The sequence below is a fragment of the Campylobacter sp. CH278 genome (assembly GCF_004378845.1).
Taxonomy (GTDB): domain Bacteria; phylum Campylobacterota; class Campylobacteria; order Campylobacterales; family Campylobacteraceae; genus Campylobacter_D; species Campylobacter_D jejuni.
In genome coordinates, this window is sequence record NZ_RYXZ01000003.1 from 97,425 (window position 1) to 122,531 (window position 25,107).

21 protein-coding genes, 2 tRNA genes and 1 pseudogene are annotated in these 25,107 nt (G+C 29.6%); 15 read left to right on the plus strand and 9 right to left on the minus strand.

The features are described 5' to 3' along the window. Nucleotide 1: 1 nt before the first annotated feature. Nucleotides 2–1,933 carry a ribosomal protection-like ABC-F family protein gene (abc-f, locus tag ELQ04_RS03410; RefSeq protein ID WP_044777784.1) on the plus strand — a complete coding sequence of 644 codons (1,932 nt, stop codon included), beginning with the start codon at nucleotides 2–4 and terminating at the stop codon, nucleotides 1,931–1,933. 29 nt (nucleotides 1,934–1,962) lie between these two features. Here abc-f and ELQ04_RS03415 read toward each other — a convergent pair. Further along, nucleotides 1,963–2,037 (minus strand) — tRNA-Gly (locus tag ELQ04_RS03415). A 10-nt stretch (nucleotides 2,038–2,047) separates the two neighbouring features. Next, nucleotides 2,048–2,134 (minus strand) — tRNA-Leu (locus ELQ04_RS03420). A 180-nt stretch (nucleotides 2,135–2,314) separates the two neighbouring features. Here ELQ04_RS03420 and flgL point away from each other — a divergent pair. Both flgL and ELQ04_RS03430 read left to right on the plus strand, forming a co-directional pair. Next, entirely contained in the window at nucleotides 2,315–4,564 is a 2,250-nt protein-coding gene (gene flgL / locus ELQ04_RS03425) for a flagellar hook-associated protein FlgL (protein ID WP_134224439.1), read from the plus strand. A gap of 109 nt (nucleotides 4,565–4,673) precedes the next feature. Beyond that, entirely contained in the window at nucleotides 4,674–7,514 is a 2,841-nt protein-coding gene (locus tag ELQ04_RS03430; RefSeq protein WP_134224441.1) for a DNA translocase FtsK, read from the plus strand. Between the two features lie 83 nt (nucleotides 7,515–7,597). On the opposite strand, the gene rpsO is transcribed toward ELQ04_RS03430, so the two are convergent. Beyond that, nucleotides 7,598–7,870, minus strand: a complete 273-nt coding sequence (gene rpsO / locus ELQ04_RS03435) for a 30S ribosomal protein S15 (protein WP_002852579.1) — start codon at nucleotides 7,868–7,870, stop codon at nucleotides 7,598–7,600. Nucleotides 7,871–8,044: 174 nt separating this feature from the next. Between rpsO and ELQ04_RS03440 the strand changes: the two genes are divergently transcribed. From ELQ04_RS03440 to ELQ04_RS03460, 5 genes are read left to right on the plus strand one after another with little or no spacing between them, the layout of a single operon-like run. Continuing rightward, a complete protein-coding gene (locus tag ELQ04_RS03440) occupies nucleotides 8,045–8,455 on the plus strand; it encodes an RrF2 family transcriptional regulator (protein WP_002852609.1) in 411 nt (136 codons plus the stop codon). Further along, nucleotides 8,442–10,616: a flagellar biosynthesis protein FlhA gene (gene flhA / locus ELQ04_RS03445; RefSeq protein ID WP_044777771.1), complete on the plus strand. Its 2,175-nt coding sequence runs from the start codon at nucleotides 8,442–8,444 to the stop codon at nucleotides 10,614–10,616. The genes ELQ04_RS03440 and flhA overlap by 14 nt, the downstream gene beginning before the upstream one ends. Before the next feature lie 8 nt (nucleotides 10,617–10,624). Beyond that, on the plus strand, nucleotides 10,625–11,671 hold the full coding sequence (locus ELQ04_RS03450) for a DHH family phosphoesterase (protein ID WP_044777769.1): 1,047 nt from the start codon (nucleotides 10,625–10,627) through the stop codon (nucleotides 11,669–11,671). Further along, nucleotides 11,655–11,897: a hypothetical protein gene (locus ELQ04_RS03455; protein WP_002852415.1), complete on the plus strand. Its 243-nt coding sequence runs from the start codon at nucleotides 11,655–11,657 to the stop codon at nucleotides 11,895–11,897. Before ELQ04_RS03450 ends, ELQ04_RS03455 begins: the two co-directional genes overlap by 17 nt. Beyond that, on the plus strand, nucleotides 11,894–12,526 hold the full coding sequence (locus tag ELQ04_RS03460) for a hypothetical protein (RefSeq protein ID WP_044777760.1): 633 nt from the start codon (nucleotides 11,894–11,896) through the stop codon (nucleotides 12,524–12,526). The genes ELQ04_RS03455 and ELQ04_RS03460 overlap by 4 nt, the downstream gene beginning before the upstream one ends. Here the strand turns inward: ELQ04_RS03460 and ELQ04_RS08695 are convergent. Further along, a pseudogene (locus tag ELQ04_RS08695) lies at nucleotides 12,504–12,654 on the minus strand (hypothetical protein). The gene ELQ04_RS03460 and the pseudogene ELQ04_RS08695 overlap by 23 nt on opposite strands. Nucleotides 12,655–12,859: 205 nt before the next feature. Here ELQ04_RS08695 and ELQ04_RS03465 point away from each other — a divergent pair. Further along, nucleotides 12,860–13,846, plus strand: coding sequence for a c-type cytochrome (locus tag ELQ04_RS03465; RefSeq protein ID WP_044777756.1), 987 nt, complete (start codon nucleotides 12,860–12,862; stop codon nucleotides 13,844–13,846). 32 nt (nucleotides 13,847–13,878) lie between these two features. Here the strand turns inward: ELQ04_RS03465 and ELQ04_RS03470 are convergent, their stop codons facing one another. The 5 genes from ELQ04_RS03470 to ELQ04_RS08840 all read right to left on the minus strand — a co-directional run bounded on the left by ELQ04_RS03470 (nucleotide 13,879) and on the right by ELQ04_RS08840 (nucleotide 18,032). Further along, nucleotides 13,879–14,520, minus strand: a complete 642-nt coding sequence (locus ELQ04_RS03470; protein WP_044777754.1) for a thiol:disulfide interchange protein DsbA/DsbL — start codon at nucleotides 14,518–14,520, stop codon at nucleotides 13,879–13,881. 92 nt (nucleotides 14,521–14,612) lie between these two features. After that, on the minus strand, nucleotides 14,613–16,475 hold the full coding sequence (locus ELQ04_RS03475) for an aryl-sulfate sulfotransferase (RefSeq protein WP_134224442.1): 1,863 nt from the start codon (nucleotides 16,473–16,475) through the stop codon (nucleotides 14,613–14,615). Nucleotides 16,476–16,574: 99 nt separating this feature from the next. Beyond that, nucleotides 16,575–17,372, minus strand: coding sequence for a protein-disulfide oxidoreductase DsbI (gene dsbI / locus ELQ04_RS03480; RefSeq protein WP_044777752.1), 798 nt, complete (start codon nucleotides 17,370–17,372; stop codon nucleotides 16,575–16,577). Beyond that, nucleotides 17,369–17,779, minus strand: a complete 411-nt coding sequence (locus tag ELQ04_RS08835) for a hypothetical protein (protein ID WP_243833001.1) — start codon at nucleotides 17,777–17,779, stop codon at nucleotides 17,369–17,371. Before ELQ04_RS08835 ends, dsbI begins: the two co-directional genes overlap by 4 nt. Next, nucleotides 17,754–18,032: a hypothetical protein gene (locus ELQ04_RS08840; protein WP_243833003.1), complete on the minus strand. Its 279-nt coding sequence runs from the start codon at nucleotides 18,030–18,032 to the stop codon at nucleotides 17,754–17,756. Before ELQ04_RS08840 ends, ELQ04_RS08835 begins: the two co-directional genes overlap by 26 nt. Nucleotides 18,033–18,660: 628 nt before the next feature. On the opposite strand from ELQ04_RS08840, the gene ELQ04_RS03490 reads away from it, so the two are divergent. The 6 genes from ELQ04_RS03490 to ELQ04_RS03515 all read left to right on the plus strand — a co-directional run bounded on the left by ELQ04_RS03490 (nucleotide 18,661) and on the right by ELQ04_RS03515 (nucleotide 25,096). Continuing rightward, a complete protein-coding gene (locus tag ELQ04_RS03490; protein WP_002871813.1) occupies nucleotides 18,661–19,725 on the plus strand; it encodes a tyrosine-type recombinase/integrase in 1,065 nt (354 codons plus the stop codon). Continuing rightward, entirely contained in the window at nucleotides 19,715–21,499 is a 1,785-nt protein-coding gene (locus ELQ04_RS03495) for a bifunctional anthranilate synthase component I family protein/aminotransferase class IV (RefSeq protein ID WP_002937697.1), read from the plus strand. The genes ELQ04_RS03490 and ELQ04_RS03495 overlap by 11 nt, the downstream gene beginning before the upstream one ends. Further along, nucleotides 21,496–22,062, plus strand: coding sequence for an aminodeoxychorismate/anthranilate synthase component II (locus ELQ04_RS03500; protein ID WP_002871815.1), 567 nt, complete (start codon nucleotides 21,496–21,498; stop codon nucleotides 22,060–22,062). Before ELQ04_RS03495 ends, ELQ04_RS03500 begins: the two co-directional genes overlap by 4 nt. A gap of 126 nt (nucleotides 22,063–22,188) precedes the next feature. Beyond that, nucleotides 22,189–22,617 (plus strand): flagellum-secreted nonflagellar protein FspA2, encoded by a 429-nt coding sequence (gene fspA2, locus ELQ04_RS03505; protein ID WP_002937694.1) that lies wholly within the window; start codon nucleotides 22,189–22,191, stop codon nucleotides 22,615–22,617. Nucleotides 22,618–22,682: 65 nt separating this feature from the next. Continuing rightward, the gene (gene murA, locus ELQ04_RS03510) at nucleotides 22,683–23,939 is read left to right on the plus strand and encodes a UDP-N-acetylglucosamine 1-carboxyvinyltransferase (RefSeq protein ID WP_002937692.1); all 1,257 of its coding nucleotides are present in this window, start codon (nucleotides 22,683–22,685) and stop codon (nucleotides 23,937–23,939) included. Further along, nucleotides 23,936–25,096, plus strand: coding sequence for a molybdopterin molybdotransferase MoeA (locus ELQ04_RS03515; RefSeq protein ID WP_002937689.1), 1,161 nt, complete (start codon nucleotides 23,936–23,938; stop codon nucleotides 25,094–25,096). Before murA ends, ELQ04_RS03515 begins: the two co-directional genes overlap by 4 nt. Nucleotides 25,097–25,107: the final 11 nt, after the last annotated feature.

Consider the following 25,107-nt stretch of genomic DNA (forward strand, 5'->3'; position numbering starts at 1 on the left):
AATGGCTCTTATAGATTTAATTGAAGCTTCAAAAAAATTTGGAGACAAAATAGTTTTAAATGAAGTAAATTTTAGCGCAAATGAGGGAGAAAAGATTGCCATTATAGGGAAAAATGGAGAAGGAAAATCTACTTTTTTAAAAACGCTTTTAGGCACACTTCCTTTAGATAGCGGCAGAGTGATAAGACAAAATGGAAAAAGTATAGCCATGCTTTCACAAACCGTTGATTTTAATGCAAATTTAAGTGTAAAAGAAGCTATCAAGCAAGAGCTTTTAGAAATTTACAATGCTTTAGAAGAATATGAAATACTGCATAAAAAATTAGAAGAAGATCCTAGTAATAAAGATTATCTTAAAAAAATAGATACACTTATGACTTTGATTGATAGTAAAGATGCTTGGAATATAGAATCTAAAATAATACGCGTTTTAAAAGAATTTAGTTTACTTGAGTATGAAAATCGTATAATATCTACTTTAAGCGGTGGAGAAATACGCCGCGTTGGACTTTGCATACTTTTGCTAAAAAATCCTGATATTTTATTGCTTGATGAGCCAACTAATCATTTAGATGTATATATGACAAGCTTTTTGGAAGAATTGCTAAAAAATTCAAAGATGTGTGTGATTTTTATTTCCCATGATAGATATTTTATTGACGCTATAGCACACAAATGTGTAGAAGTAGAGCAGGGTAAACTTAGTATTTTTAAAGGTGGTTATGCGAATTATTTAGAGAAAAAAACAGAAATTTTACAAAGCCTTGCTAAGAGCCACGAAACTCTTTTAAAGCAATTAAAAAGCGAAGAAGAATGGCTTAGAAGAGGAGTTAAAGCAAGACTTAAAAGAAATGAAGGACGAAAAGAACGTATTTTCAAAATGCGTGAAGAAGCAAAAAAAAATCCTGGAGCAATCAAACGCTTAAAACTTGAAATTTCAAGAGCAGCTTTAAATTTTAATGGAGAAAAAACGATTAATCGTAAAAAAATGCTTTTTGAGCTTAAAAATATAAGCAAAAATATAAACAATAAAAATCTTTTTAAAGATTTTTCAACGCGTATTTTACAAGGTGAACGCATAGCTATCGTAGGAAGAAATGGTTGTGGGAAATCAACATTGTTAAAAATTCTTCTAGGGCAAATAAAACAAGATTGCGGTGAAATAAAACGCGGAGAGCTTAAGATAGGATATTTTGATCAGACTAGAAGCTTGGTAAATTCTGATAAAAGCTTGCTTGAAATTTTTTGTCCCAATGGTGGAGATAGGGTTGAAGTTCGCGGTAAAAATATGCATGTTTATGGATATTTGAAAAATTTTTTATTTCCTAAGGAATTTTTAGATAAAAGCGTAGCTCTTTTAAGTGGTGGAGAGAAAAATCGCGTTGCTTTAGCCTTGCTTTTTACTAAAGAATATGATGTTTTGATTTTAGATGAGCCAACTAATGATCTTGATATAGCTACGATTAATATATTAGAAGAATATTTACTTAGTTTTGAAGGGGCTATTTTGCTAGTATCACACGATAGATATTTTGTTGATAAAATCGCAACAAAACTTTATACTTTTGAGGGAAATGGATATATAAATATTTTACACACTCTTTATACTGAATATCTTGAAAATGAAAAAGAAATTGAAGAATTGGATAATTTTGCTTTAGAGCTTCAAACCCAAGAGCAAAATAATAACCAAAAAGAAAAAAGCTCTAAAAAATTAAGCTACAAAGAAAATGAGATATTAAAAAACCATCCTGAAAAAATAGATTTTTTAGAGCAAAAGATAGCTAAATTAAATCAAGATTTATCCGATCCAAATATATATCAAGAAATAGGTATTAACAAGCTTTATCAAGAACTTGAAGTGATGCAAAAAGAACTTGAAATTCTAGAAAATGAGTATTTTTTAGTATTAGAGAAAAGCGAGAATTTATAATTAAAAAGATTTTATATTTTTTTACTCTATGGAGCGGGAAACGAGATTCGAACTCGCGACCCCAACCTTGGCAAGGTTGTGCTCTACCCCTGAGCTATTCCCGCAAAAAATAAATGGTGCCCGAGGTCGGACTCGAACCGACACAAGGTTGCCCTTACCAGATTTTGAGTCTGGCGCGTCTACCAGTTTCACCACTCGGGCTCATTTTTAAGATTTAAAGCTAAAATTATACTTTTTTAGGCTAAAAAATACTTTAAAAATAAAAAGTATTTTCAAAAAGACGATATAAAATTATATAATTTAAATTTTTGGAACAGTTATTGCTTTTGTTTATTAGCAATATTTGAAAAGATTTTAACTTTAATACTTTAGAGGAAAAAAATGAGAATTACAAATAAACTTAACTTCACAAATAGTGTGAATAATTCTATGGGCGGTCAAAGTGCTTTATATCAGATATCTCAACAACTTGCTTCAGGTTTAAAAATTCAAAATTCATATGAAGATGCAAGCACTTATATAGATAATACGCGTCTTGAATATGAAATTAAAACATTAGAGCAAGTAAAAGAATCAACTAGTAGAGCTCAAGAAATGACTCAAAATAGCATGAAAGCTTTACAAGACATGGTTAAACTTCTTGAAGATTTTAAAGTTAAAGTAACTCAAGCTGCAAGCGATAGCAATTCTCAAACCTCAAGAGAGGCTATAGCAAAAGAACTAGAACGCATAAAAGAAAGTATAGTTCAGCTTGCAAATACCAGTGTTAATGGTCAGTATCTTTTTGCAGGTTCTCAAGTTGCAAACAAACCTTTTGATTCTAATGGAAATTATTATGGAGATAAAAATAATATTAATGTAGTAACTGGAGCTGGAACTGAAAGCCCATACAATATACCAGGTTGGGATTTATTTTTTAAAGCAGACGGAGACTATAAAAAACAAATAAGCACCAATGTTAGTTTTACAGATAATCGTTGGAATCTTACTCAAAATCCTGATAAAACTAAATATCTCACAGGAGATTCTAAATGGCAACAGCTTATCGGGCAAGGTTATGTAAAAGATAATGGTTTGGATCCTGATAAAGATTTTGAATATGATAATAAACTAGATTTTCCTCCAACAACTCTTTATGTTCAAGGTACTAAACCTGATGGAACAAGCTTTAAAAGCGCTGTACTTGTAAAACCTGAAGATACTTTAGAAGATGTAATGGAAAATATCGGAGCTCTTTATGGTAATACTCCAAATAATAAAGTAGTAGAAGTAAGTATGAATGATAGTGGCCAAATTCAAATTACAGATCTAAAGCAAGGTAATAATAAACTCGATTTTCATGCTGTAGCTTTCACACCACAAGCTGATGATAAAACTGAATTAAATAATATTATCCAAGCAGCACAGGATGAAGGCATTTCAATGGATGAAGTTACAAATAGGGTTATGCAAGCCGCTACAGCTGCTCCTAGTAACGGAGATATAACGAAATTAAACAGTCCTGTAACCATTCAAATTAACGGACAAGACTTTGAAATCGATTTAAAACAAACTGATTTTATCAAAAGTAAAATGACAGATACAGATGGAAATGCTACTAATGGAGCTGATTATGATAATGTATATTTTGAAAAAAATGGAAATACTGTTTACGGTAATGTTTCTCAAGTTATCAAAGGAAGCAATGCTTATGCAACTGATTCAACCAAGCTTAGCGAAGTAATGGCTGGAGATAGCCTAAATGGTACTACTTTAAATTTAAAAGTCAATTCCAAAGGTGGAAATTCTTATAATGTTACTATAAATTTACAAACTTCAACTGTAAGCTACCCTGATCCTAATAATCCAAATCAAACTATAAGTTTTCCTATAACCCATACCGATCCTACAACTGGAAATAGTGGAGTGGTAACCCCTCCAAATGAAATAACTTATGGTCAAATTAATGATATTATAGGTATGTTTGCTGCAGATAAAATTCCAACCCAAAGCATAACAGCTACAAATGGAAAAGTTGATGCAAATGGTTATAATAATTTAAAACAACTCATGAAAGATTCACAAGCTACTGTTGATGTAAGTATGGATTATAAAGGCCGTATTAGTGTTACTGATAAACTTTCTTCAGGCACTAATATAGAAATTTCTCTTAGTGATTCTCAAAGTGGACACTTTCCACAACCACCATTTAGTACAACTTCTTCAGTAACAAATGGTCCAAATTTTAGTTTTAGTGCAAACAACTCTTTGGTTATTGATGAGCCAAATGTGGATATTATTAAGGATTTAGATTCGATGATTGATGCTGTTTTAAAAGGTAATATGAGAGCAGACTCTGAAAGTGAAAACCCTAGAAATACAGGTATGCAAGGAGCTTTAGAAAGACTTGATCATTTAGCAGATCATGTTAACAAGCTTAATACAACTATGGGAGCATATCATAATACTATCGAAGGTGTTAATACACGCACATCCTTTTTAAGCGTTAATGTCCAAAGTATAAAATCAAATGTGATTGATGTAGATTATGGTGAGGCAATGATGAATTTAATGCAAGTTCAACTTGCATATCAAGCTTCTCTTAAAGCTAGCACAACAATTTCTCAACTTAGCTTATTAAATTATATGTAAAATTTTTTATGGTATAATTTGGCTTTGATTTTATTTTCAAGGAAAGAATATTAAAAAAGAAGCCATTTTTACCAGCTCCACGCTTGTTATTTTTTATCTTTGTCTTTGTATGCTAGCACCTGGCATGGGAGAATGGGTTTACAAGGCTAATTTATTTTTATTTGGAGAATTTGGGTATTATTATCCATTTTCTTTGCTTATATTAAATTATCTCTATTATAAAAAAAATTATAAAATAGAAAATTTTAAGCGTAGAGAGCTTTTTGGTTTTTCTTTAGCCCTTTTTTCTACTTTGCTTTTATTTTCTGTCTTTTATAGAGGGTTTGGGTATATTTTAGAAATTGTATACGGATTTTTTTCTATAATCTTAGGGCATACAGGGAGTGGAATTTTCGCTCTTTTGCTTTTGCTATTTTCTTTGATCTTATTGTTTCCAAAATTTGCAAAAGAAATTTTAAAAATAGAATTAGATTTTACTTATTTATTAAAAGTAGAGAAAGCTTTTAAATCTTTACTTATGCGTGTATTTGGTGGAGAAAGCGAGAAAGAAGATATAGGCAAATCAGAACCTATAGCGCCAAAATTAAATATTTTACAAGATAATATATACGAAAATTCACAAATAAATGAAAAAGAAAAAACCAATAACTTAAAACAGATAATTAAAGATAGCAATATCAACGCAAGTAAAAATTCAATTACCACAGCTAAGGAAAACTTTGAAAAACTAAAAAATCAAATTTTAGATGAAACCATAGAGATTGATAAACAAAGCTTAAAAGAATCGAGAAGTTTTGTTTATGAGCATTCTCAACAAGTGCGAAATTTCGCACAAAAGGCTAGTAAAATGAGCATTAGTCTTGATGAAGATTTTAATTTTATTTCAGAAGAAGAGGTAGATATGATTCCTGAACGTTTTTTAAAACCTAAAAAACTTGAAGATATAAAGCAAATAGATACAAATAAAAATTTAGATGAACCAAGTTATAAGCGTAAAAATATTGAAATTCCAGTTTCTAAACAAGAAGTTAAACCAAAAATTTTTACAAAAGAGCTTGAACTTAGAGAAAATTTGATAAAAAAAGAAAAACTAGAACAAGAATACAAAGCTTATCAAAATGAAATTTTAGAAAATAAAGTAAAACAGGAAATTAAAAAATTAGAAGAATATGATGCAATAAATTCAAGTGATATTATAGAAGGGGATAAATATAGTTTTAACAACTCAAAAACGATTAAAACAGAAACAGAAGAATTAAACAAAATAAATGAAAATAAAAATCCAGATAAAGCAGACAATATCTTTGAATTTGCTCCCATTGTAGAAGAGTTAAATCATCCTTATGTAGAACCTACTCCTATAAAAAATATAAATGAAATAGTTATAGAAGATAAAAATACACTCGATTTTATCCAAAATACAGAAACTAAAATTGATGATGAAAAAACAAATGATCAAGAAATTAAACTTCAAAAAGCAGTTTTAGCTAAAGAAATTGCTATTAATCAAGCTTTATTGCGTGAAATAGAGCAAGGTGAAGTAGAAAAACCAAAAGATTTCACCTTGCCGCCATTAGATTTTTTGGCTAACCCAAAAGAGTATAGACAAGAGATTAATGAAAGTGAAATAGATAAAAAAATTTATAATCTTCTTGAAAAGTTGCGTCGTTTTAAAATAGGCGGCGATGTTATAAGCACTTATGTTGGCCCTGTGGTAACCACTTTTGAATTTCGCCCTAGTGCAGATGTAAAAGTAAGTCGTATTTTAAATTTACAAGATGATTTAACTATGGCTTTAATGGCAAAATCAATCCGTATTCAAGCTCCAATACCAGGAAAAGATGTTGTAGGTATAGAAGTTCCAAATGATGAAATTCAAACCATTTATCTAAGAGAAATTTTACAAAGCGAAGTTTTTAAAAACGCTAAAAGTCCTTTAACCATAGCTTTAGGTAAAGATATAGTAGGCAATGCTTTTGTAACTGATCTTAAAAAACTTCCGCATTTACTCATCGCAGGAACTACAGGTAGTGGTAAAAGCGTGGGGATAAATTCTATGCTTTTAAGTCTTTTGTATCGCAACTCTCCAAAAACCTTACGTTTGATGATGATAGATCCTAAAATGCTTGAATTTAGCATTTATAATGATATTCCTCATCTTTTAACTCCTGTTATCACAGATCCAAAAAAAGCAGTCAATGCGCTTTCAAATATGGTGGCTGAAATGGAAAGACGCTATCGTTTAATGGCTGATGCAAAAACCAAAAATATAGAAAATTACAATGAAAAAATGAAAGAATTAGGCGGAGAAGAACTTCCTTTTATTGTAGTAATTATCGATGAACTTGCTGATTTGATGATGACTGCGGGTAAGGATGTAGAATTTTATATAGGAAGACTTGCACAAATGGCAAGAGCAAGTGGAATTCACTTGATTGTAGCTACACAACGACCTTCTGTTGATGTTGTAACGGGGTTAATTAAAGCAAATTTACCAAGTAGAATTTCTTATAAAGTAGGGCAAAAAATTGACTCTAAAGTTATTTTAGATGCTATGGGTGCTGAAAGTTTACTTGGAAGAGGGGATTGTTTATTTACTCCTCCTGGAACAAGCTCTATAGTGCGTTTGCATGCACCTTTTGCAAGTGAATTTGAAATAGAAAAAATTGTCGATTTTCTAAAGGATCAACAAAGCGTAGAATATGATGAAAGCTTTTTAAAAGATCAGCAAAGCGTGGGTGTTACAACAAATGAAAGCTTTGATGGGGAAGTAGATGAGCTTTATGAAGAAGCTAAAAGAGTAATCTTAGAAGATGGAAAAACAAGCATTTCTTATTTGCAACGCCGTTTAAAAATCGGCTATAACCGCTCTGCAAATATTATCGAGCAACTTACGCAAAACGGGATTTTAAGCGAACCTGATGCCAAAGGACAAAGGGAAATCTTGTAAGATTTTCTTGTATTTTTAATATATAAAACTGATTACAAAAGAAGAAATTTAAAAGGCAAAAGCCCCATAAAAAGGGCTTGAAATTATTTATCTCTAAGATTTAATTCGGTAATTAGCTTACTATAAGAATTATAATCTTTTCTTTTAAGGTAAGATAAAAGTCTTTTTCTTTGACCTACAAGTTTTAAAAGTCCTAATCTTGATGAAAAGTCTTTTTTGTAGATTTTTAAATGTTCTGTAAGTTCTGCAATTCTTGCAGTTAAAAGAGCTACTTGAACTTCTGTTGAACCAGTATCACCTGGTTTTTTAGCGAATTTCGCAACTATTTCTGCTTTTTTGGCCGAATCCAAAGCCATGATAGACCTCCTGATTGGTAAAATAATAAAATTAAAGAACTATAATTTTATCTTAAAAAGCAAAAAATAAACTGAATTTATCTTTTTTAGAAGGTTTTGTTAAAATTTAAGTCTTTTTCTAAGAATTATTTATTATAATTACAGCTATTTCTATAGTTATAATAAGGAGAATCTGTGCTATTTACCAAAGCTAGCGAATACGCTTTACTTTCTTTAATTTATATTTCTCAAAAAGAAACACCTCAAGATGTAGATTCTTTAGCTTTAGAGCTTGATATTCCTAAAAGTTTTTTAGCTAAAATTTTACAAACTTTAGCTAAAGATGGCTTGTTAAAATCCTTTAAAGGGGCAAAAGGTGGTTTTGTTTTAATCAAAGAACCAAGTCAATATACTATAAAAGAAATTGTTAATAGTGCTGAAAAAAAGGATATCAGTGTATTTGAATGCAGTGGTGGCACTTGTCCAAATAATAAAGAAGAAAATTGCACCTTAATGCCTATGTTAGTAAATTTACAAAATAAAGTAGATGAATTTTTAGATTCTATTACTTTAGAAGATATTATGAAAAATAATGGCAAAAAATAAAATAGTCGATTTAGTTTTTCCTTTCTTGGGGCCTTTAATCGCTCCTGTTTTAAAAGCTAAAAGCTTGACTATTGTTGGTTTTTTAGTTTGTATTTTAGCTATTATTATAGTTCCTTTACCAAGTCCTATTTTGGACTTTTTCTTAGCTTTAAGTATAGCTTTATCGGTATTAATTATTTTAATTTCTATTTATATACCTAAGCCGACAGATTTAACAACTTTTCCAACTTTAATCTTGATTATTACTTTATTTAGGCTTTCATTAAACATAGCTACTACAAGGATGATTTTAAGCGAAGGGCAAAACGGCCCTGAAGCTGTGAGTGAGATTATAGCAGCATTTGGAGAATTTGTTGTTGGTGGAAATATGGTCATTGGTGTGATTGTATTTTGTATCTTAGTATTGATTAATTTCATGGTTGTGACAAAAGGTAGTACAAGGGTTTCTGAAGTACAAGCAAGATTTACACTTGATGCGATGCCAGGTAAACAAATGGCTATTGATGCCGATTTAAATGCAGGACTTATTGATGAACAAACCGCTAGAGCAAGACGTCAAGAAGTTATTGCTGAGGCAAACTTCTATGGTGCAATGGATGGTTCTTCTAAATTTATCAAAGGAGATGCTGTTGCAGGAATTATCATAACTATTATAAATATCATAGGTGGTTTTTTAATAGGATCTTTTCAGCACGATATGGCTTTAAGCGATGCTGCTTCTACCTATACTATTTTAACCATAGGTGATGGACTTGTATCGCAAATTCCAGGGCTTATTACTTCTACCGCAACCGCTATAATTATCACTCGTGCAAGCAAAGATGAGGAAAATTTTGCAGAAGGAACTTTAACTCAACTTTTAAGCGAATATCGCACGCTTTTAATAGTAGGTTTTGTACTTTTTATCTTTGCGTTAGTGCCTGGTTTACCAACTTTATCCTTGGGCTTTATGGCTTTAGTATTTTTAAGTCTTGGCTATCTTACCAAGCAGGTTAAGGAAGGTAAAATTGATATAACTACAGTTAAAAAAAGCAAACCAAGTGCTGCAGCTGCATCTCAAAGTGGAGCAGGTGGGACAACGGCAGCACCTACTAAGAAAAGCGAAGAAGAAATTCTCAAAGAAGAAGAGCACAAGATTAACGACATACTTAAAGTTGAAATTTTAGAACTTGAACTTGGATACGGACTTATTAAGCTTGCTGAAAACGAACTTACAGAAAGAATTCGCTCAATGAGAAGAAGTATTGCTGAAAGTTTAGGATTTTTAATGCCAAAAATAAGAATAAGAGATAATTTAAGACTTAAACCAAATGAGTATAGTTTTAAACTTAAGGGCGTGTCTATAGCAAGTGCTGAAATTTATCCGGATAAATATTTAGCCATGGATAGTGGTTTTATCACAGAAGAGATAGAAGGGATTGCTACAAAAGAACCCGCTTTTAACTCCGATGCACTTTGGATTGATGCGAATTTAAAAGATGAAGCAACATTAAATGGCTATATAGTAATAGATCCTGCAAGTGTTATTTCAACACATATGAGCGAACTTATCAAAGCGCATGCAAGTGAACTTCTTACACGCCAAGAGGTGCAAAATCTTCTTGATAAGGTTAAAAATGATTATCCAATCATCGTAGAAGGTGCTTTAGGTGTTGCACCTGTAAGTCTTATTCAAAAAATTCTCAAAGACTTGCTTAAACATCACATACCAATTAAAGATATGCTTACTATTTTAGAATCTGTAAGTGATATAGCAGAAGTAAGCAAGAGTTTTGATATGATTATTGAACATGTAAGGGCGTCTTTAGCTAGGATGATTACAAATATGTATTTAGATGATAAAGGAAATTTGGATATTTTTATCTTAGACTCTGCTAGCTCTGCAGTTTTAATGGAAAATGTACAATTTAGAGATGGAAGTTATCACTTGCCTTTAAGTGTAGCTCAAACAGGCACTTTAGTAGATACTCTAAGGGCTGAAGTTGCCGCAGTAGCAAATGGTCGTATTAAGCCTTTTATACTTTGCGTTGAACCGCAACTTAGAAAATTCATTGCTGATATTTGTTATAATTTTAGCATTAATATAGTAGTGTTAAGTTTTGCAGAAATTGCAGAAAATACAAATTTTAATACAGAGGGTATTATTAGGATAGAACTTTAAGGAATATAATGAAAATTTATCATCTTTCGCACACAGATCTTGATGGTTATGCTTGTCAATTTGTAGTAAATTTTTATTTTAAAAATGTGAAATTTTATAATTCTAATTATGGTAAAGAAATTAATGAAAATTTTGACTCTATTATAGGTGATATAGAAAAAGATGAAAATTTCGGAAAAGCTATTATTCTAATAACAGATTTAAATTTAAATTTAAATCAATGCGAAGAATTTGAAAAAAAATGTAAAGAGAAAAATATTAAAATTTTTCTTCTTGATCATCATCAGAGCGGCGAAGAATGTGCTCAAAAATATTCTTGGTATTTACTTGATTCTAAAAGATGTGCAACTAAAATTGTTTATGATTTTTTCTCTAAAATCTGCACCCCTGTTTTAGAGCTTTCAAAATTTGTTGATGTGGTTAATGCTGTTGATATTTGGCTAAGCGAGGATGAAAATTTTGAACTTGGAAAGGTTTTTTTAGGCTTGATTGCCAATGCAAAAGAAATAAATCGCGTGATGTTTAAAGAATCGCAAATTGATTATATGTTTTTCTTGCTTGATAAGGCTTGGAAATTTATAGGAAAAGAAAATGCGAATATTTTACTCGATAATGCTACTCATTTTATAAAAAAGGATTATTTTTCCAGAAAAAATGATGATACTCTTTCTAATTTAATTTCTTATTTTGTAGTTGAAAAACTAAGTGAGCTAAAAGAAAATTTTAGCATAGAATATGAAGGCCATAAAGGTATCTTAACTTCAAATATAGGCAATACTTCTGTTATTGGAAATGATTTTTTAGTAAAAAATCCTGATTATGATTTTTTTATTGATGTTAGTTCTAGAAAAACCTTAAGTTTTCGTGCAAACGGAAAAATAGATGTAAGTTTAATGGCTAAAAATTTAGTAGGTGGTGGTGGACATAAAAATGCTAGTGGTGGACTTTTTGCAACATTTAAAGATGGGACAAATTATAGCTATATTAAGGCTCAAATTATTGATTTAATCAAAAGCAAAGAACTTAAAAAGGAAAACAATGAATCAAAACAATAATAAAACCTTAAAAAATGAACTAGAAGATTTACAATATGAACTTAGCATAGTTTTAGAAGCTATGCTTTTATACGCTGGAGTTAAAAGAGAAAAATTAGAAAATGCAATAGAAGCTTATATTGATAATATAGATAATGTGCTCGAAAATTCCAATAAAGAAGGAGTTGATGAAATTTTAGAAGTGGTGGAATTTTTAAAAAATAAATACAAAGATTTTTTTCAATGAAAAAGTGTATTTTATTTTTTTTTAGTTTATATTCTTTAAGTTTTGCTAATATTTATGAAAAATTAAATGATTTTGCTTATGAAAAAAAACCAAACAAAGATTTTAAGATTCAAGAAGTTAAATTAGTGCAATTTTCACAAGAAAATAAAGATTGCCTTGAACTTTTAATAGAAGCCAGTCAAGTTAGAATTTTAAATAGCTACAATTCTTGTCAAAAATTATCTAAAGATGAAAGTTTTCAAAAATTTCTTAATGAAGATTTTTTAAAACTTTATAAAAATAATGGATATTTGATTAATGAAAATTTGCAAAATTTGAAAAATACCATGCAGGATATTATGATATATTATAAACTCCGATATTCTTTTAGTAAAGATGTAAAAGATATGAGTAAAAATAAGAATTTGGATATTTTAAATATAGATGAAAAAGACGGTGGTACTTTGCTTTACAAAATCAACAATCAAGATTGCGTTGGAATAGAACTTACAAAACATGACTCAAGAATGGCTATGAAAATATACGGAATAGAAAATTTGGATAAAGAGTGCAAACTATTTATCCAATCGCCTTCTTTTAAAGATCTTTCTTACACAAAAAAAGATTTTAAGTGGTATTATTTAGAATAAATAAATGCTTTAATTTTTAAATAAAAATTTTTAAAAATCGCACTTAAAGTAAAAGCATCTTGCCTTCCAAGATTTTGAAAAACGCAGTTGTCTAAGTCTTTTTTTTCTTGAATGCTTAAATTTTTCATTAACCTAACCTTTAAAAATATTGCAAGATTTTATTATAGCAAAAAAACTTTATTTTTGCTTTAAATATTTATAAGTTCTATTTTAAATATAAATATTATTTTAAGGTTTAAAGCTTTTTTCTTAAAATATAATTAGGTTTTATTGACTTTTTTTAAATAAAGTCTTATACTGAATTTAAATTACGCAAAATAAGGAGGAAAATTGATGAATAAATTTTCTATAGTTTTAACTTTGTTGTTATGTGGAAGTTGTGCCTTAGCCTTAGATCTAAATTTGGAAAAAACTAAAAGTGCAACAGGTATTGATCTACCCGTTGCTAAATGGAATTTGCCTAAGGCTTTAAATGAAGATGGCACTATAGATGAAACTAAAATGCCAAAAAATTCAGAATATAGTAAAATGGTTATTTTGGGAAATAAAATTCTTAATGAAACAAGCAAATATGTGGGTCCGCATGCCAAAGATCCTAAAAAAAGATTTGCGGGAAATAATCTTTCTTGTTCAAGCTGTCATGCTAATGGTGGAAGTGTGCAAAATCAATCAGGGTTTGTAGGAATTTGGGCAAGATTTCCGCAATATAATGCCAGAGGAGATAAAGTAATTACCTTAGCAGATAGGATCAATGGCTGTTTTGAACGCTCTATGAATGGCAAAAGAATGCCTAGTGATGCGCCTGAAATGAAAGCCATGCTAACTTATATGCAATGGTTATCTCAAGGAGTTCCAGTAGGAGCTAAGATAGAAGGGCAGGGACTTAAAAAGATAGATTTCATCTCAAGAGCAGCTGATCCTAAAAAAGGCAAGGCAATTTATATGGATAAATGTGCTGTTTGTCATCAAGAAAATGGATTAGGGCTTAAAAATGAGGATAGCGCAGGGGCGTATTATCTTTATCCACCACTTTGGGGTGATGATAGTTATAATACAGGGGCTGGAATGTATCGTCTTATCAAAGCTGCTTCTTATATTAAAGAAAATATGCCTCAAGGTGCGCCTGACTTAAGTCTTGAAGATGCTTATGATGTAGCAGCTTACATGAATTCACAAGCTCGTCCTATTAAAGCAAATAGAGATAAAGACTTTCCAGATAGAAAGGTTAAGCCTTTAGATATGGATGTAGGACCTTATGATGATAGCTTTTCTACAACCCAACATCGCTATGGACCTTATACAAATATGATCAAAAAATAATTTTAAGGCAATTTTATTGCCTTAAAAATTTATTATTTCATATTGCTTAATTTTTTAACTAGATCTTCTAAATCTTGCATTGAATTGATTGCGCTTGGGTTAATTTGATATTTTCCATTAACAACAAAAGCAGGGGTGCCATAGGTTTTAGCTATGTCATTAGCTCTTTGAAACTCACTTAAAATTTCTTTAGCTTTTAGGGTATTTAAAAAATTTAATACTTCATTTTTATTTACATTCATAGCCTTTAAGCCTATGTCGTAAAATTCATCTAAATTTGAAAAATTTCTTTGCTTGTTTAAAAAATAAGAAACAAAATAAGCATCGGCAAGTTTATGAGATAAACTATCAGAATAACTCGCGTCTTTACCATTTTGTTCATCTTTGTATTGAGCAAAGGCAAAAAGCTCATTCATTTCCTTGGAAAAATCTCCATTCATTAAACTTACAGGATAGAGTTTAAAATGTAAATTTGGAAAAGCTTCTCTTAATTTTTCAAGAGTTCCAAATTTATGATGATTATAACAATGTATACATTTATAAGAAAATGCTTCTATTACACTATTTTCAGAGTTAGGCAAACTTGGATTAAGAGTAATAAAACTATTATTTGCTAATGCAAAACTTGAACAAAATACAAGCGTTAAAACAAATTTGCAAAAAAATTTACGCATACTATATCCTTAGTTAAATAAAATTTTCAAAGATAATTTTATTTAAAAAAAATAAATAAGCAGCCCAAATTTATTTTTTGGGCTTATTGTTATTATTTTTTAGGATTAAATGCTTGATCAACACTAAAAGGCATTGCTTGATAACCCGTTCCTGAACCGCTAAATTGAATTTGAACTGAAGGTTCCTTAGCACCCCAGTTAAATTCATCAATTTCAGGTTTTGGCTCTCCAACACTTACACCTTTACTAAGATCAAAAGCCATTCCGGCTGTTGTACTATAAACCATAATAGAATCTTTATCTGGTTCATATTGAGTTAAAGAAGTTACAGGAGAAAACCATTCATTTCCACGATTTTTACCATATTCCCAAATTTGTTCCACAGTTTTATTTTGCTGATCGATTTTATAAATTACAGCACGAGAATATTTTTGACTTGCAAATGCAGGTTGTTCAGCTCCTCTTGCATCACCATTATCAAAAACACTTATATAAATATAACGCTTGTTTGATTTACTATCAATTCTCCAGCCTGTATGCTGTGTCCAAGTGAAATCAAATCCACCATTTTCATTTTCATAACCTGGGCATTTGCTATAATCATCATCGCAAACAATTTTTTTGCCATTTTTATCTACAGGTTGCAATAAATATTTTTGAAATTCTTTATTCCACCCTTTATGTGCCCCTAAAATCCATTTTATTTTTTTATCACGACCAATTTTAACAACAGCACTTTGATGGCGACTAGAAATAATAATACTATCATCACTTGGATCATAATCAACACTATTTACATGAGCCCAATTCCTACCTATACCTGTACCTGCTATATCTCCAAATTTGTCACTTTCATCCATTTTGGCAAGCTCTTCATCACTTAAAGTTTTACCCGCTTTGCTTGCATCTATATTTAAGCACACTGCACCTTGATCTAAAGCTTTTATAATAGTACTTCTATAAGGATCTAAAATCTCATACAATCTCCAATCATCGACAACATTACCATTCTTATCTACTTCTATAATAGTATCACGCACTGTGCGTACATGCTTGCCATCTGGACGTAAGGTATTTGCTGAAGCTACTCTTAATAAATAATGTCCATTTTGCATATTGTCCATAGCATGAGAAAAATCTATATAGGCAGTAGGTAATTTACGATTGAAAATTTCTCTTCCCAAAACATCGTATTTTACATATCTTTGGCCAAATCCCCAAGTTAAAGCTCCATCTTTGTTTTGATGAAAACCCATCATAATTCCACGATTGTAAATATTATCCCAGTTCATTAGCTTATCGTTATCAAAATACCATCTGATTTCACCCTTGGTATCTATGATAAAGACATTTGAATTTTCATCCCATTCCATAGCACCACCTACAGGATTATTCCATACAGATTGTGAGCCTTTGCCAGATTGTTTTCCAGGAGCATTATTTACTAAATATAACCTATCTGAAAATTTTGGATCCATTTTTAATACTTTCACATTTTCAAAAGGAGTTCCTCTTTGATCAGTGCTTCCACTTGGTTCTATGCTAACCCCTGGAGTTGTAATTTTATAAATCTCATCAACGACTTTTTGACTTTTACCATTTGCAGTTTTAGTATAACTTACCTTTACTGTATTTAAATAAGAAGGATAAAGTCCAAAAATAGGAATTCCACCATAAGTCTTAGCCATTTTAGAATTCACATTATAAGAAATAGTTTGACCATTTGGTTTAGGAACAATGGTTACTTTTATATCACTTAAGACATAACCATTATCCATGATAATAGCGGTCAAAGGAGACAATCCATAAGGATTCATTTTAATTGCACCTATTTGTCCTTGAATTTGCCAATCTATTTTCGCTCCACTAGGACCACCCATGGCCATTAAAGCATTAGGTGCAAGTAGGGTAGAACCCGCCAAAAGTGCCATACAAAGAGTTTTGCTAAGCCTCATGATCAATCCTTTAAAATTATTTAAGCCATCCTAAAATAGCTTAATAAAATTTTAATAATACGCAACAAAAATAATTTGTTGCGTATTTTAAGAGTATCCTTAAACAACTTGATTTAAATGATTTAAACTAGCTATATTTTGATTTGGATTTTTTGGTTCGCCTATAAAATTAAGCACCAAAACCAAAATAACAATCACCAATGCAAAAATTTTAGCATTAGGTTTATTTTTATCTAAAACATAGGCTATAAACATTGCAAAAAGCACAATAAAACAACATAAAAATGCTATAAGACAGCAAATTGTCATATTCATAAACTTTAAACCAGGAATGAAATACCAACCATTACTATAAAGCCCATTTTCAAAATCAGGTGGAGTTCCTATAAAAAATTTTTGAAAAGCATTAAGATGATTATAAGCATTTTCTGGAACTACAGGGGTATCCATCCCACATTCTCCTGTTGGCAAAAACCAACTAGGAGCCCATTCATGCAAAGGTAAATTAAATGGATAAATAGGAATTTCACGACATCCATCTACACCTGCAAAAGGATTTTCAGAATGAACCACTTCATGAATATGATTTAAAGTTAGGCAATGCTCCAAGCCAAGCCAAATTCCATAAAAAGCTAAGCTATAAGAAAAAATTTTTATAATATTATTTGTAGGGTTGATTAATGCAATCATACCACCTATAGCCATAACAAGCATATCAAATCTTATATACACACATTGTTCACAAGGTTCCATAAAAAGATATTCTTGAAATAAAAAATGTGCTATACAAGTAAGTCCTATAGTAACTATAATCAAAATTAACCAAGGTTCACGCGTATCTTGCCATTTGGAAAGTGAAAAATTTCTGCATTTATCTTTCATTTTTATACAACTCATTTTTGCTTACTAAGTTCTTTAGTAATTTCAATCAAAGCCTCTGGAGAGTTGATTGCACTTGGAATGATTTGATATTTTCCATTAACAACAAAAGCAGGGGTGCCATAATTTTGCGAAATAAGATTGGCAATTTCATAACTTTTTAAAAGCTCTGCAGCCTCTGGAGTTTTTAAGAAATTTTCCAAATCAGCTTTACTCACATTCATTGCTTTTAAACCGACACTATAAAAAGCTTCAGGATTTTTACCATTTTCCCATCTTTGTTTTTTCTTAAAATATGCATTAAAATAAGCTTCAGCAACTTTATGAGTTAAACTATTTTTATCCGTAGGATCAATTTTATTTACACCATCCTTAAATGCTGCAAAAGCAAAAATTTCATTAGCTTGCTTTCCATAATCTCCCATAGAACTTACAGGATAAAAATTTATAAGTTAAATTGGGTAATTTTTCTTTAACTTTACCCATGGTATTAAATTTGTGATGATCATAACAATGAGTACAGCGATAAGAAAAAATTTCAATCAATGAATTATCAGCGTTAGCAATAGGATTTTTAAGAATTACATATTCTTTACCTTCACTTAATGCACTAGCACTTATACCTGCTAAAAAAGCACATACAACAATAGATCTTGCTAATTTTACTGGAAATTTCATTACCTTCTCCTTGAAATTTGGTTTTGATAAAACTTTTTATTAAGTTTTTATGTAATAACCATTATAAAACTATTAAAATAAAAATATTCTTAAAAATTTTATAACTAAGAATATTTACTTTAACTAAAAATCAAGAATAGGGGATTAAAAAATTTAATGCACAAGTTATCATTTTTATGTATATTTTGATAATAATATAAAATAATTTAATTTTTAAATATTCTTTATAGTTTTCAAGAAAAGTAAAATATAATTTTAATTTACAAAATAAAATTATCAATTTTTTACATTATATTTTATGGATAAGTTTATTTCACTCAAAAGGTAAAATCATAAAAGTATGTAAAAATAGTAGCTTAATCTATATTAAAGTAGAATAATCTAGGTGCATATAAAAAAGTTTGAAAATTACAGTTTTCAATACAAAATTATAAATTTTACATATTTTTACCTTTTATCATATCTTTTTATGATTGATATAAGATTTATTTAATAAAAATATTTCAATCTTTTTGCCTTGCATATAAAAACAAACTTTTTCCTAAAAAAGCTTTTTTTTACTAAGTTAATACTAAAATACCTTTTATAGTTAAAAAGCTAAAAATTTTAGATTTTAGGAAAAGTTTTTATGAAATACCCTTTAGATTGTGAAGAAAATTTTGAAAAATCATTCTTATTTTGGCTGGCAAAATATGTAAAATTTAAACTCAATTCGCTATCTAATAAAGAGCTAAAAAATCCACAAGCTTTAGCAGAAGTTAATTTTGCTCTTACAAAAGGTGTAAAAAATATTGATGAACTTGATGCTCTAGCAAAAAAAGCAAGAAATGCTGGTTTAAGTGGAGTTAATACTTATTTTAACCCCTTAAAAAAAGTATTTGAATATTTAAATTTTTACAAGCTTTACTCTTTAAAACAGATTGATGAAGAACTCATTGTAGAAGTTTTAGCAAGTATAACAGGTGCTTTATCAGATGCAAGTAAAAAAAATTACCGTATTGCTGTGATTAATTTTTTTGATTTTTTAGACAAGCAAAATGAAGAAGATGAAAAAGCGCATATTTTCGATATTAATCTTAAAAACTGGGCAGGTATAGCGGGTTCTAAAGGGGTAAAATTACCTGAATTTATGAGTGAAGAAGAGCTTAAAAAATTTCTTGATGCTATTGAAAATGCAGATTTTAGAAACAATACTGTACGCAATAAACTTATTATTAAAATCATCATTTTTACAGGCATACGGGTAAGCGAAGCTATCAATATCAAAATGGGTGATATTAGTGAAGAAAACGATCTTTATATCATAAGAATAAGAGCTAAAGGCAATAAATATCGTGTTGTAATGATAAAAAAAGAACTTATTTACGATTTGCTTAAAAATGTAAGTATTAATTATATGAGCAAAGACGCCCTACTTTTTGTCAATAAAAAAGGCACTCCACTGACTCAATCTTATGTCAGTCGCATAGTAGAACAGCTTTTATTTCGTGCAGGAATTCGCAAACAAAAAAATGGTGCTCACATGTTGCGTCATACTTTTGCCACCCTACTTTATAAAAAGCAAAAAGATTTAGTTTTAGTTCAAGAAGCTTTAGGGCATGCGAGTTTAAATACTTCAAGAATTTATACTCATTTTGATAATGATAAATTAAAACTTGCCGCACAGGTTGCAAAGGAATTAAGTGACTCTTGAAAACTATGCTGTTTTTGATAAATATTTTTACCATGATTTAAAACACACTTTAAAAGCCTTTAACCACAAAGAAAGTAAAAAGTGCTTTAAATTTATAGAAAAATATAAAAATGATTTTTATATTTTAATGCTTGCTGATTATGAGCTATATAGATATTTTCAAGATAAAAATTTCATAAGTAAAAAAGCTTATTTGTCTATATTTGCTTTTAAAAAAAGAAAAAAATTTCAAAAAGAAGATATTGATGAAGAAAAATTTCTTCCTGAATTTATAAATTTTTTAGATCAAGATAATTACAAAGAAAATTTCATCAAGGTTAAAGAGGCAATCTCCAAAGGAAGAGTTTATCAAATCAATCTCACTCAAAATTTTAAATTTCATAGCAAAATGGATTCTTTTAAACTTTTTAAACTTTTGCTTTCTAGACAAGATACTGAATTTAAAGCTTTTATAAAAGATGAAACAAGAGAAATTTTATCCTTCTCTCCTGAACTTTTTTTCAAGACCAAAAAAAGAAAAATATTTACAAAACCTATGAAAGGCACAATTAAGCGTGATAAAGATCCTATAAAAGATGAAGAAAATAAAATTTTCTTGCAAAATGATACAAAAAATCTAAGTGAAAATATTATGATTTGTGATCTTTTACGCAACGATCTTTCAAAAATCATCACAAAAAAAAGCTTAAAAACCAAACTTTTTGAAATTCAAAGTCACCCTACTTTACATCAAATGACTTCAAGCGTACAAGGAAAACTTAAAAAAAATATTTCTTTATATCAAATTTTTAAAGCTCTCTTTCCTTGTGGTTCTATTACAGGTGCTCCAAAGCTTGAAAGCATTAAATTTATTGAAGAATTAGAACAAAGAGATCGTGGTATTTACTGCGGAACTATAGGTTTAATACACAAAAATAAAAATAAATTTAGCGTAGCCATACGCACCTTAGAAAAACAAGATGAAATTTATACTTATAGCACCGGTAGTGGCTTGGTTTGGGACTCAAAATTCAAAGATGAATTTGAAGAATTAAAACTTAAAAGCGCGATCTTAAATCCTTGTGATTTTCATCTTTTTGAAACCATGTATTTTAAAAATTCTCAAATTTTATTTTTAAAAGAACATTTATTAAGGCTTATAAATTCAGCTCTTAAATTTAATTTTAATACTCACAAGCTCTTTAAAGATTTTTATAATATTTTAAACCAAAAAAGTTCTTATAAAGAATATCAAAATTTTACACTTTTTAAACTCGATGAAAAAATTTTCCACAAAAAACATTCTTTATTTTATAATTTTCCCCTACCCTTTAAAAATCCACATAAAGAAGGAATTTTAAAGCTTATTTTATACAAAGACGGAAGATACGATTTTCAACAAAGTGCCTTAAAACAAAATTCAAACGATATTTTGCTTTTAAGTGATGATAAAATTAACTCAAAAAGTGACAATCTCTATCACAAAAGCTCTTTACGTACTTTTTATAATCAACACTCATACAAATGGCAGCAAAACTTGTGTTATGACATAGCTTTTTTTAACGAAAAAGATGAACTTTGCGAAGGCTCAAGAACCAATCTCATCTTAGAAAAAAACGCTCAATTTTATACTCCACAAATTCAAAGCGGTATGTTAAATGGCGTATATAGAAATTTCTTAATCAATCTTGGTTTGATAAAAGAAAAAGTATTATTTAAACAAGATTTATTTGAAGCAGAAAATATTTATTGCATTAATTCCGTGCGTAGTTTAAAAAAGGTAAAATTACAATGAAGAAAATTTTATTTATAGATAATTATGATTCTTTTAGTTATACCATCATCTATTATCTTAAAGAACTTGGTTTTGAATGTAAAGTGATAAAAAACGATGCCTTTAAAAAAGCTAAAGAATTAGAAAAATTTGATTTCACTCATCTTATCATCTCTCCTGGTCCTCATTCTCCTAAGGAATCTAAATTAAGCTTAAAAGCAATCAAATATTTTAAAAAAAATAAAAAAATTTTAGGTATATGTTTAGGACATCAGTGTATAGCTGAAATTTTTGGCGGTAGGGTTTCTAAAATGCAAAATCCCATGCATGGTAAAATTTCTAAACTTTATTTTAAAAAAGATCCTATTTTTAAAGGTATTAAAAAAGAAATTGAAATTTGTTTATATCATTCTTTACATATTAGCTCTATGCCTAAAAAATGCAAAATTTTAGCTCATAATTCAGAAAATATTATTATGGCAATTAAACATAAAAAATATCCTATTTATGGATTGCAATTTCACCCTGAAGCGGTTTTAACTCAAAAAGGTAAAAAAATACTTAAAAACTTTATGAAACTTTAGTCTTTTTTGCATTTAAAATATAAATATAAAAATTTAAAACAAAATATCCTTAAAATAATTATCATTAATATAAATTTATAAATAAAAAAACCGATAACAATATAAATTAATTTAAAAAGATTTAAGATGAAAATAGATACTTTGATAAAAAATTTTAGCAATTATCAAACACAAATAAACAAAGACAATGATTTGGCAAGTAATATTCATGGTGACAATGTGGTTAAAATTCAAATTTCAGATGAAGCAAGAAGTTTAAGTCAAGCAAATTCAAATAATGAAAAAGAATACGAAATCAAAGCAAGTCAAGAAAAAATAGAAAACCGCAAAGACCAAAATTCCATTCAAAGTAGCAAAGGTGGCGTAAATCCCGCATTAGAGGCTTTAATAGCAAAATTAGCTGAAATTTTAGCTAAAATTGCAGAACTTACTCAAAAAATGACAAACGCTAACGAACAAATGAAAACGACATTTCAAAAACAAATTGATGTGCTAAAATCTCAAGCAGATGTAATTCAAGCTCAAATTCAAGAACTCCAAAGCCAACAAGCTTGATTATATTTTTTCAAAAGTTTAAGAATGCTATAATGGTGCATTTTTAAACTTTTTCAAGGAAAAATATGACTTATCTAGAAATCGAAGGCACAAATCATTTAAGCGGAAATGTTGCAATAAGCGGGGCAAAAAATGCCGCCCTACCCTTGATCGTTTCAAGCATACTTGCTAAAAACGAAGTAAAAATCAACAATGTTCCTAATGTTGCTGATATAAAAACTCTTATATCTTTGCTAGAAAATTTAGGAGCTAAAGTCAATTTTCAAAATAATAGTGCTTTATTAAACACAAACACCCTTAATCAAACCATAGCCAAATATGACATTGTACGCAAAATGCGTGCTTCCATACTTACCCTAGGGCCTTTACTTGCTCGTTTTGGGCATTGTGAAGTATCTTTGCCTGGAGGATGTGCTATAGGACAAAGACCTATTGATTTACATCTTTTAGCCTTAGAAAAAATGGGGGCAAATATACAAATCAAGCAAGGCTATGTTGTAGCTAGTGGAAATTTAAAAGGCAATGAAATTCTTTTTGATAAAATCACGGTTACAGGTAGTGAAAACATCATCATGGCAGCGGCTTTAGCTAAGGGCAAAACCAAACTCTTAAATGTTGCAAAAGAACCCGAAGTTGTTCAACTTTGCGAAGTTTTAAAAGACGCAGGACTTGAAATCAAAGGCATAGGTACAGATGAGCTTGAAATTTATGGCACTGATGGAGAACTTTTAGAATTTAAAGAATTTAGTGTTATACCTGATAGAATTGAAGCAGGAACTTATCTTTGTGCTGGAGCCATTACAAATTCTAAAATCACTTTAGATAAAGTTAATGCTTCACATTTAAACGCAGTTTTAGCAAAACTTCATCAAATGGGTTTTGAAACTTTGAATACAGAAAATAGTATCACTCTACTTCCTGCTAAAGAAATTAAACCCATAGAAATCATGACAAGCGAATATCCAGGCTTTCCAACCGATATGCAAGCACAGTTTATGGCGCTAGCTTTAAAGGCTAATGGAACTAGCATTATCGATGAAAGACTATTTGAAAATCGTTTTATGCATGTAAGTGAACTTTTAAGAATGGGTGCAGATATTAAGCTAAATGGTCATATTGCTACTATAGTAGGCGGAAAAGAACTTAATGCTGCTGATGTTATGGCTACAGATTTGCGTGCTTCTTCAGCACTTATCCTAGCAGCTCTTGCAGCTAAAGGTACAAGCAAAGTACATAGAATTTATCATCTTGATAGGGGTTATGAAAATTTGGAAGAAAAATTTAAAAGTTTAGGTGTGAAAATCGCAAGGCTTAAAGAATGAAAAATATCTTTGAAACCTTAAAAGACTTAGAGAACCAAATTTCATATTTAGATGAAAGTGAGCTTATTAACCTTGAAAAAGCAAAAGATAGAATTTTAGCTAAAGATTTATACGCTAGAAAAAATCTACCTAGTTTTGACAATGCTGCTCTTGATGGCTATGCTTTTAATTATGCTGATGTCAATGAGGCTTTGGAGATTAAAGGGACTATTTTCGCAGGAGATAAAAATTTTTATACAATTGCTAAAAATGAATGCTATAAAATTATGACAGGGGCTAAAATGCCCAAAAATGCTGATACTATCTTAATGTTAGAAGATGAGTGTATAAAAGAAAATAAACTCATCATTAAAAAAGCTCCTAAACAATACAATGCCTATCGCTACAAAGGCGAAGAATTAAAAAAAGGCGAACTTTTGCTTCAAAAAGGCACTAAACTTAATGATAAACATATCGCCCTACTTGCTTCTCAAGGGCTTTATAAAATAGAAGTCATAAGAAAAATTCGCATAGGAATTTTTTCAAGTGGAAATGAGCTAAAAGAACCTTGGCAAGAATGCGATGAAGAAAGTATTTATAATGCTAATGCTTTGCCTTTACTAACCATGCTTCAAAATGCTTCTTATTTAGGTATTATCAAAGATAATTTTAAAAGCACTAAAGAGGCTTTAGAAAATACAAATTTTGATCTTTTAATCACTTCAGGAGGTGCAAGCGTTGGCGAGGCTGATTTTATGGAAAAAGCTTTAGATGAATTAGGCTTTACTCCGCTTTTTAAAGGACTAAAAGCACGCCCTGCAAGACCTACTAAGCTTTATAGAAAGGGTGAGAATTTCGTATTGATTTTACCAGGAAATCCTATGGCGGCCTATCTTTCTTGTTTTATTTTTGCTAAAAAAATTATTGCTTTATTAAGTGGAAACCTAGACAATCCTTTAAAATTTCATGCTACAATGGGTATGGATTTAAAGCTTAAAAGCGGAAGAAATAATCTCATTTTAGGAAATTTAGAAAAAGATATTTTTACACCATTTAATGAAAATAAATTTGGATCTGGTATGATACTTCCACTTATTAAAAGTGAATTTTTACTTATAAGTGAAGAAAATATAAGTGAATTAAAAAAAGGTGATGAAATCACGCTTTTAAAAATATAATGTTTGTGTTT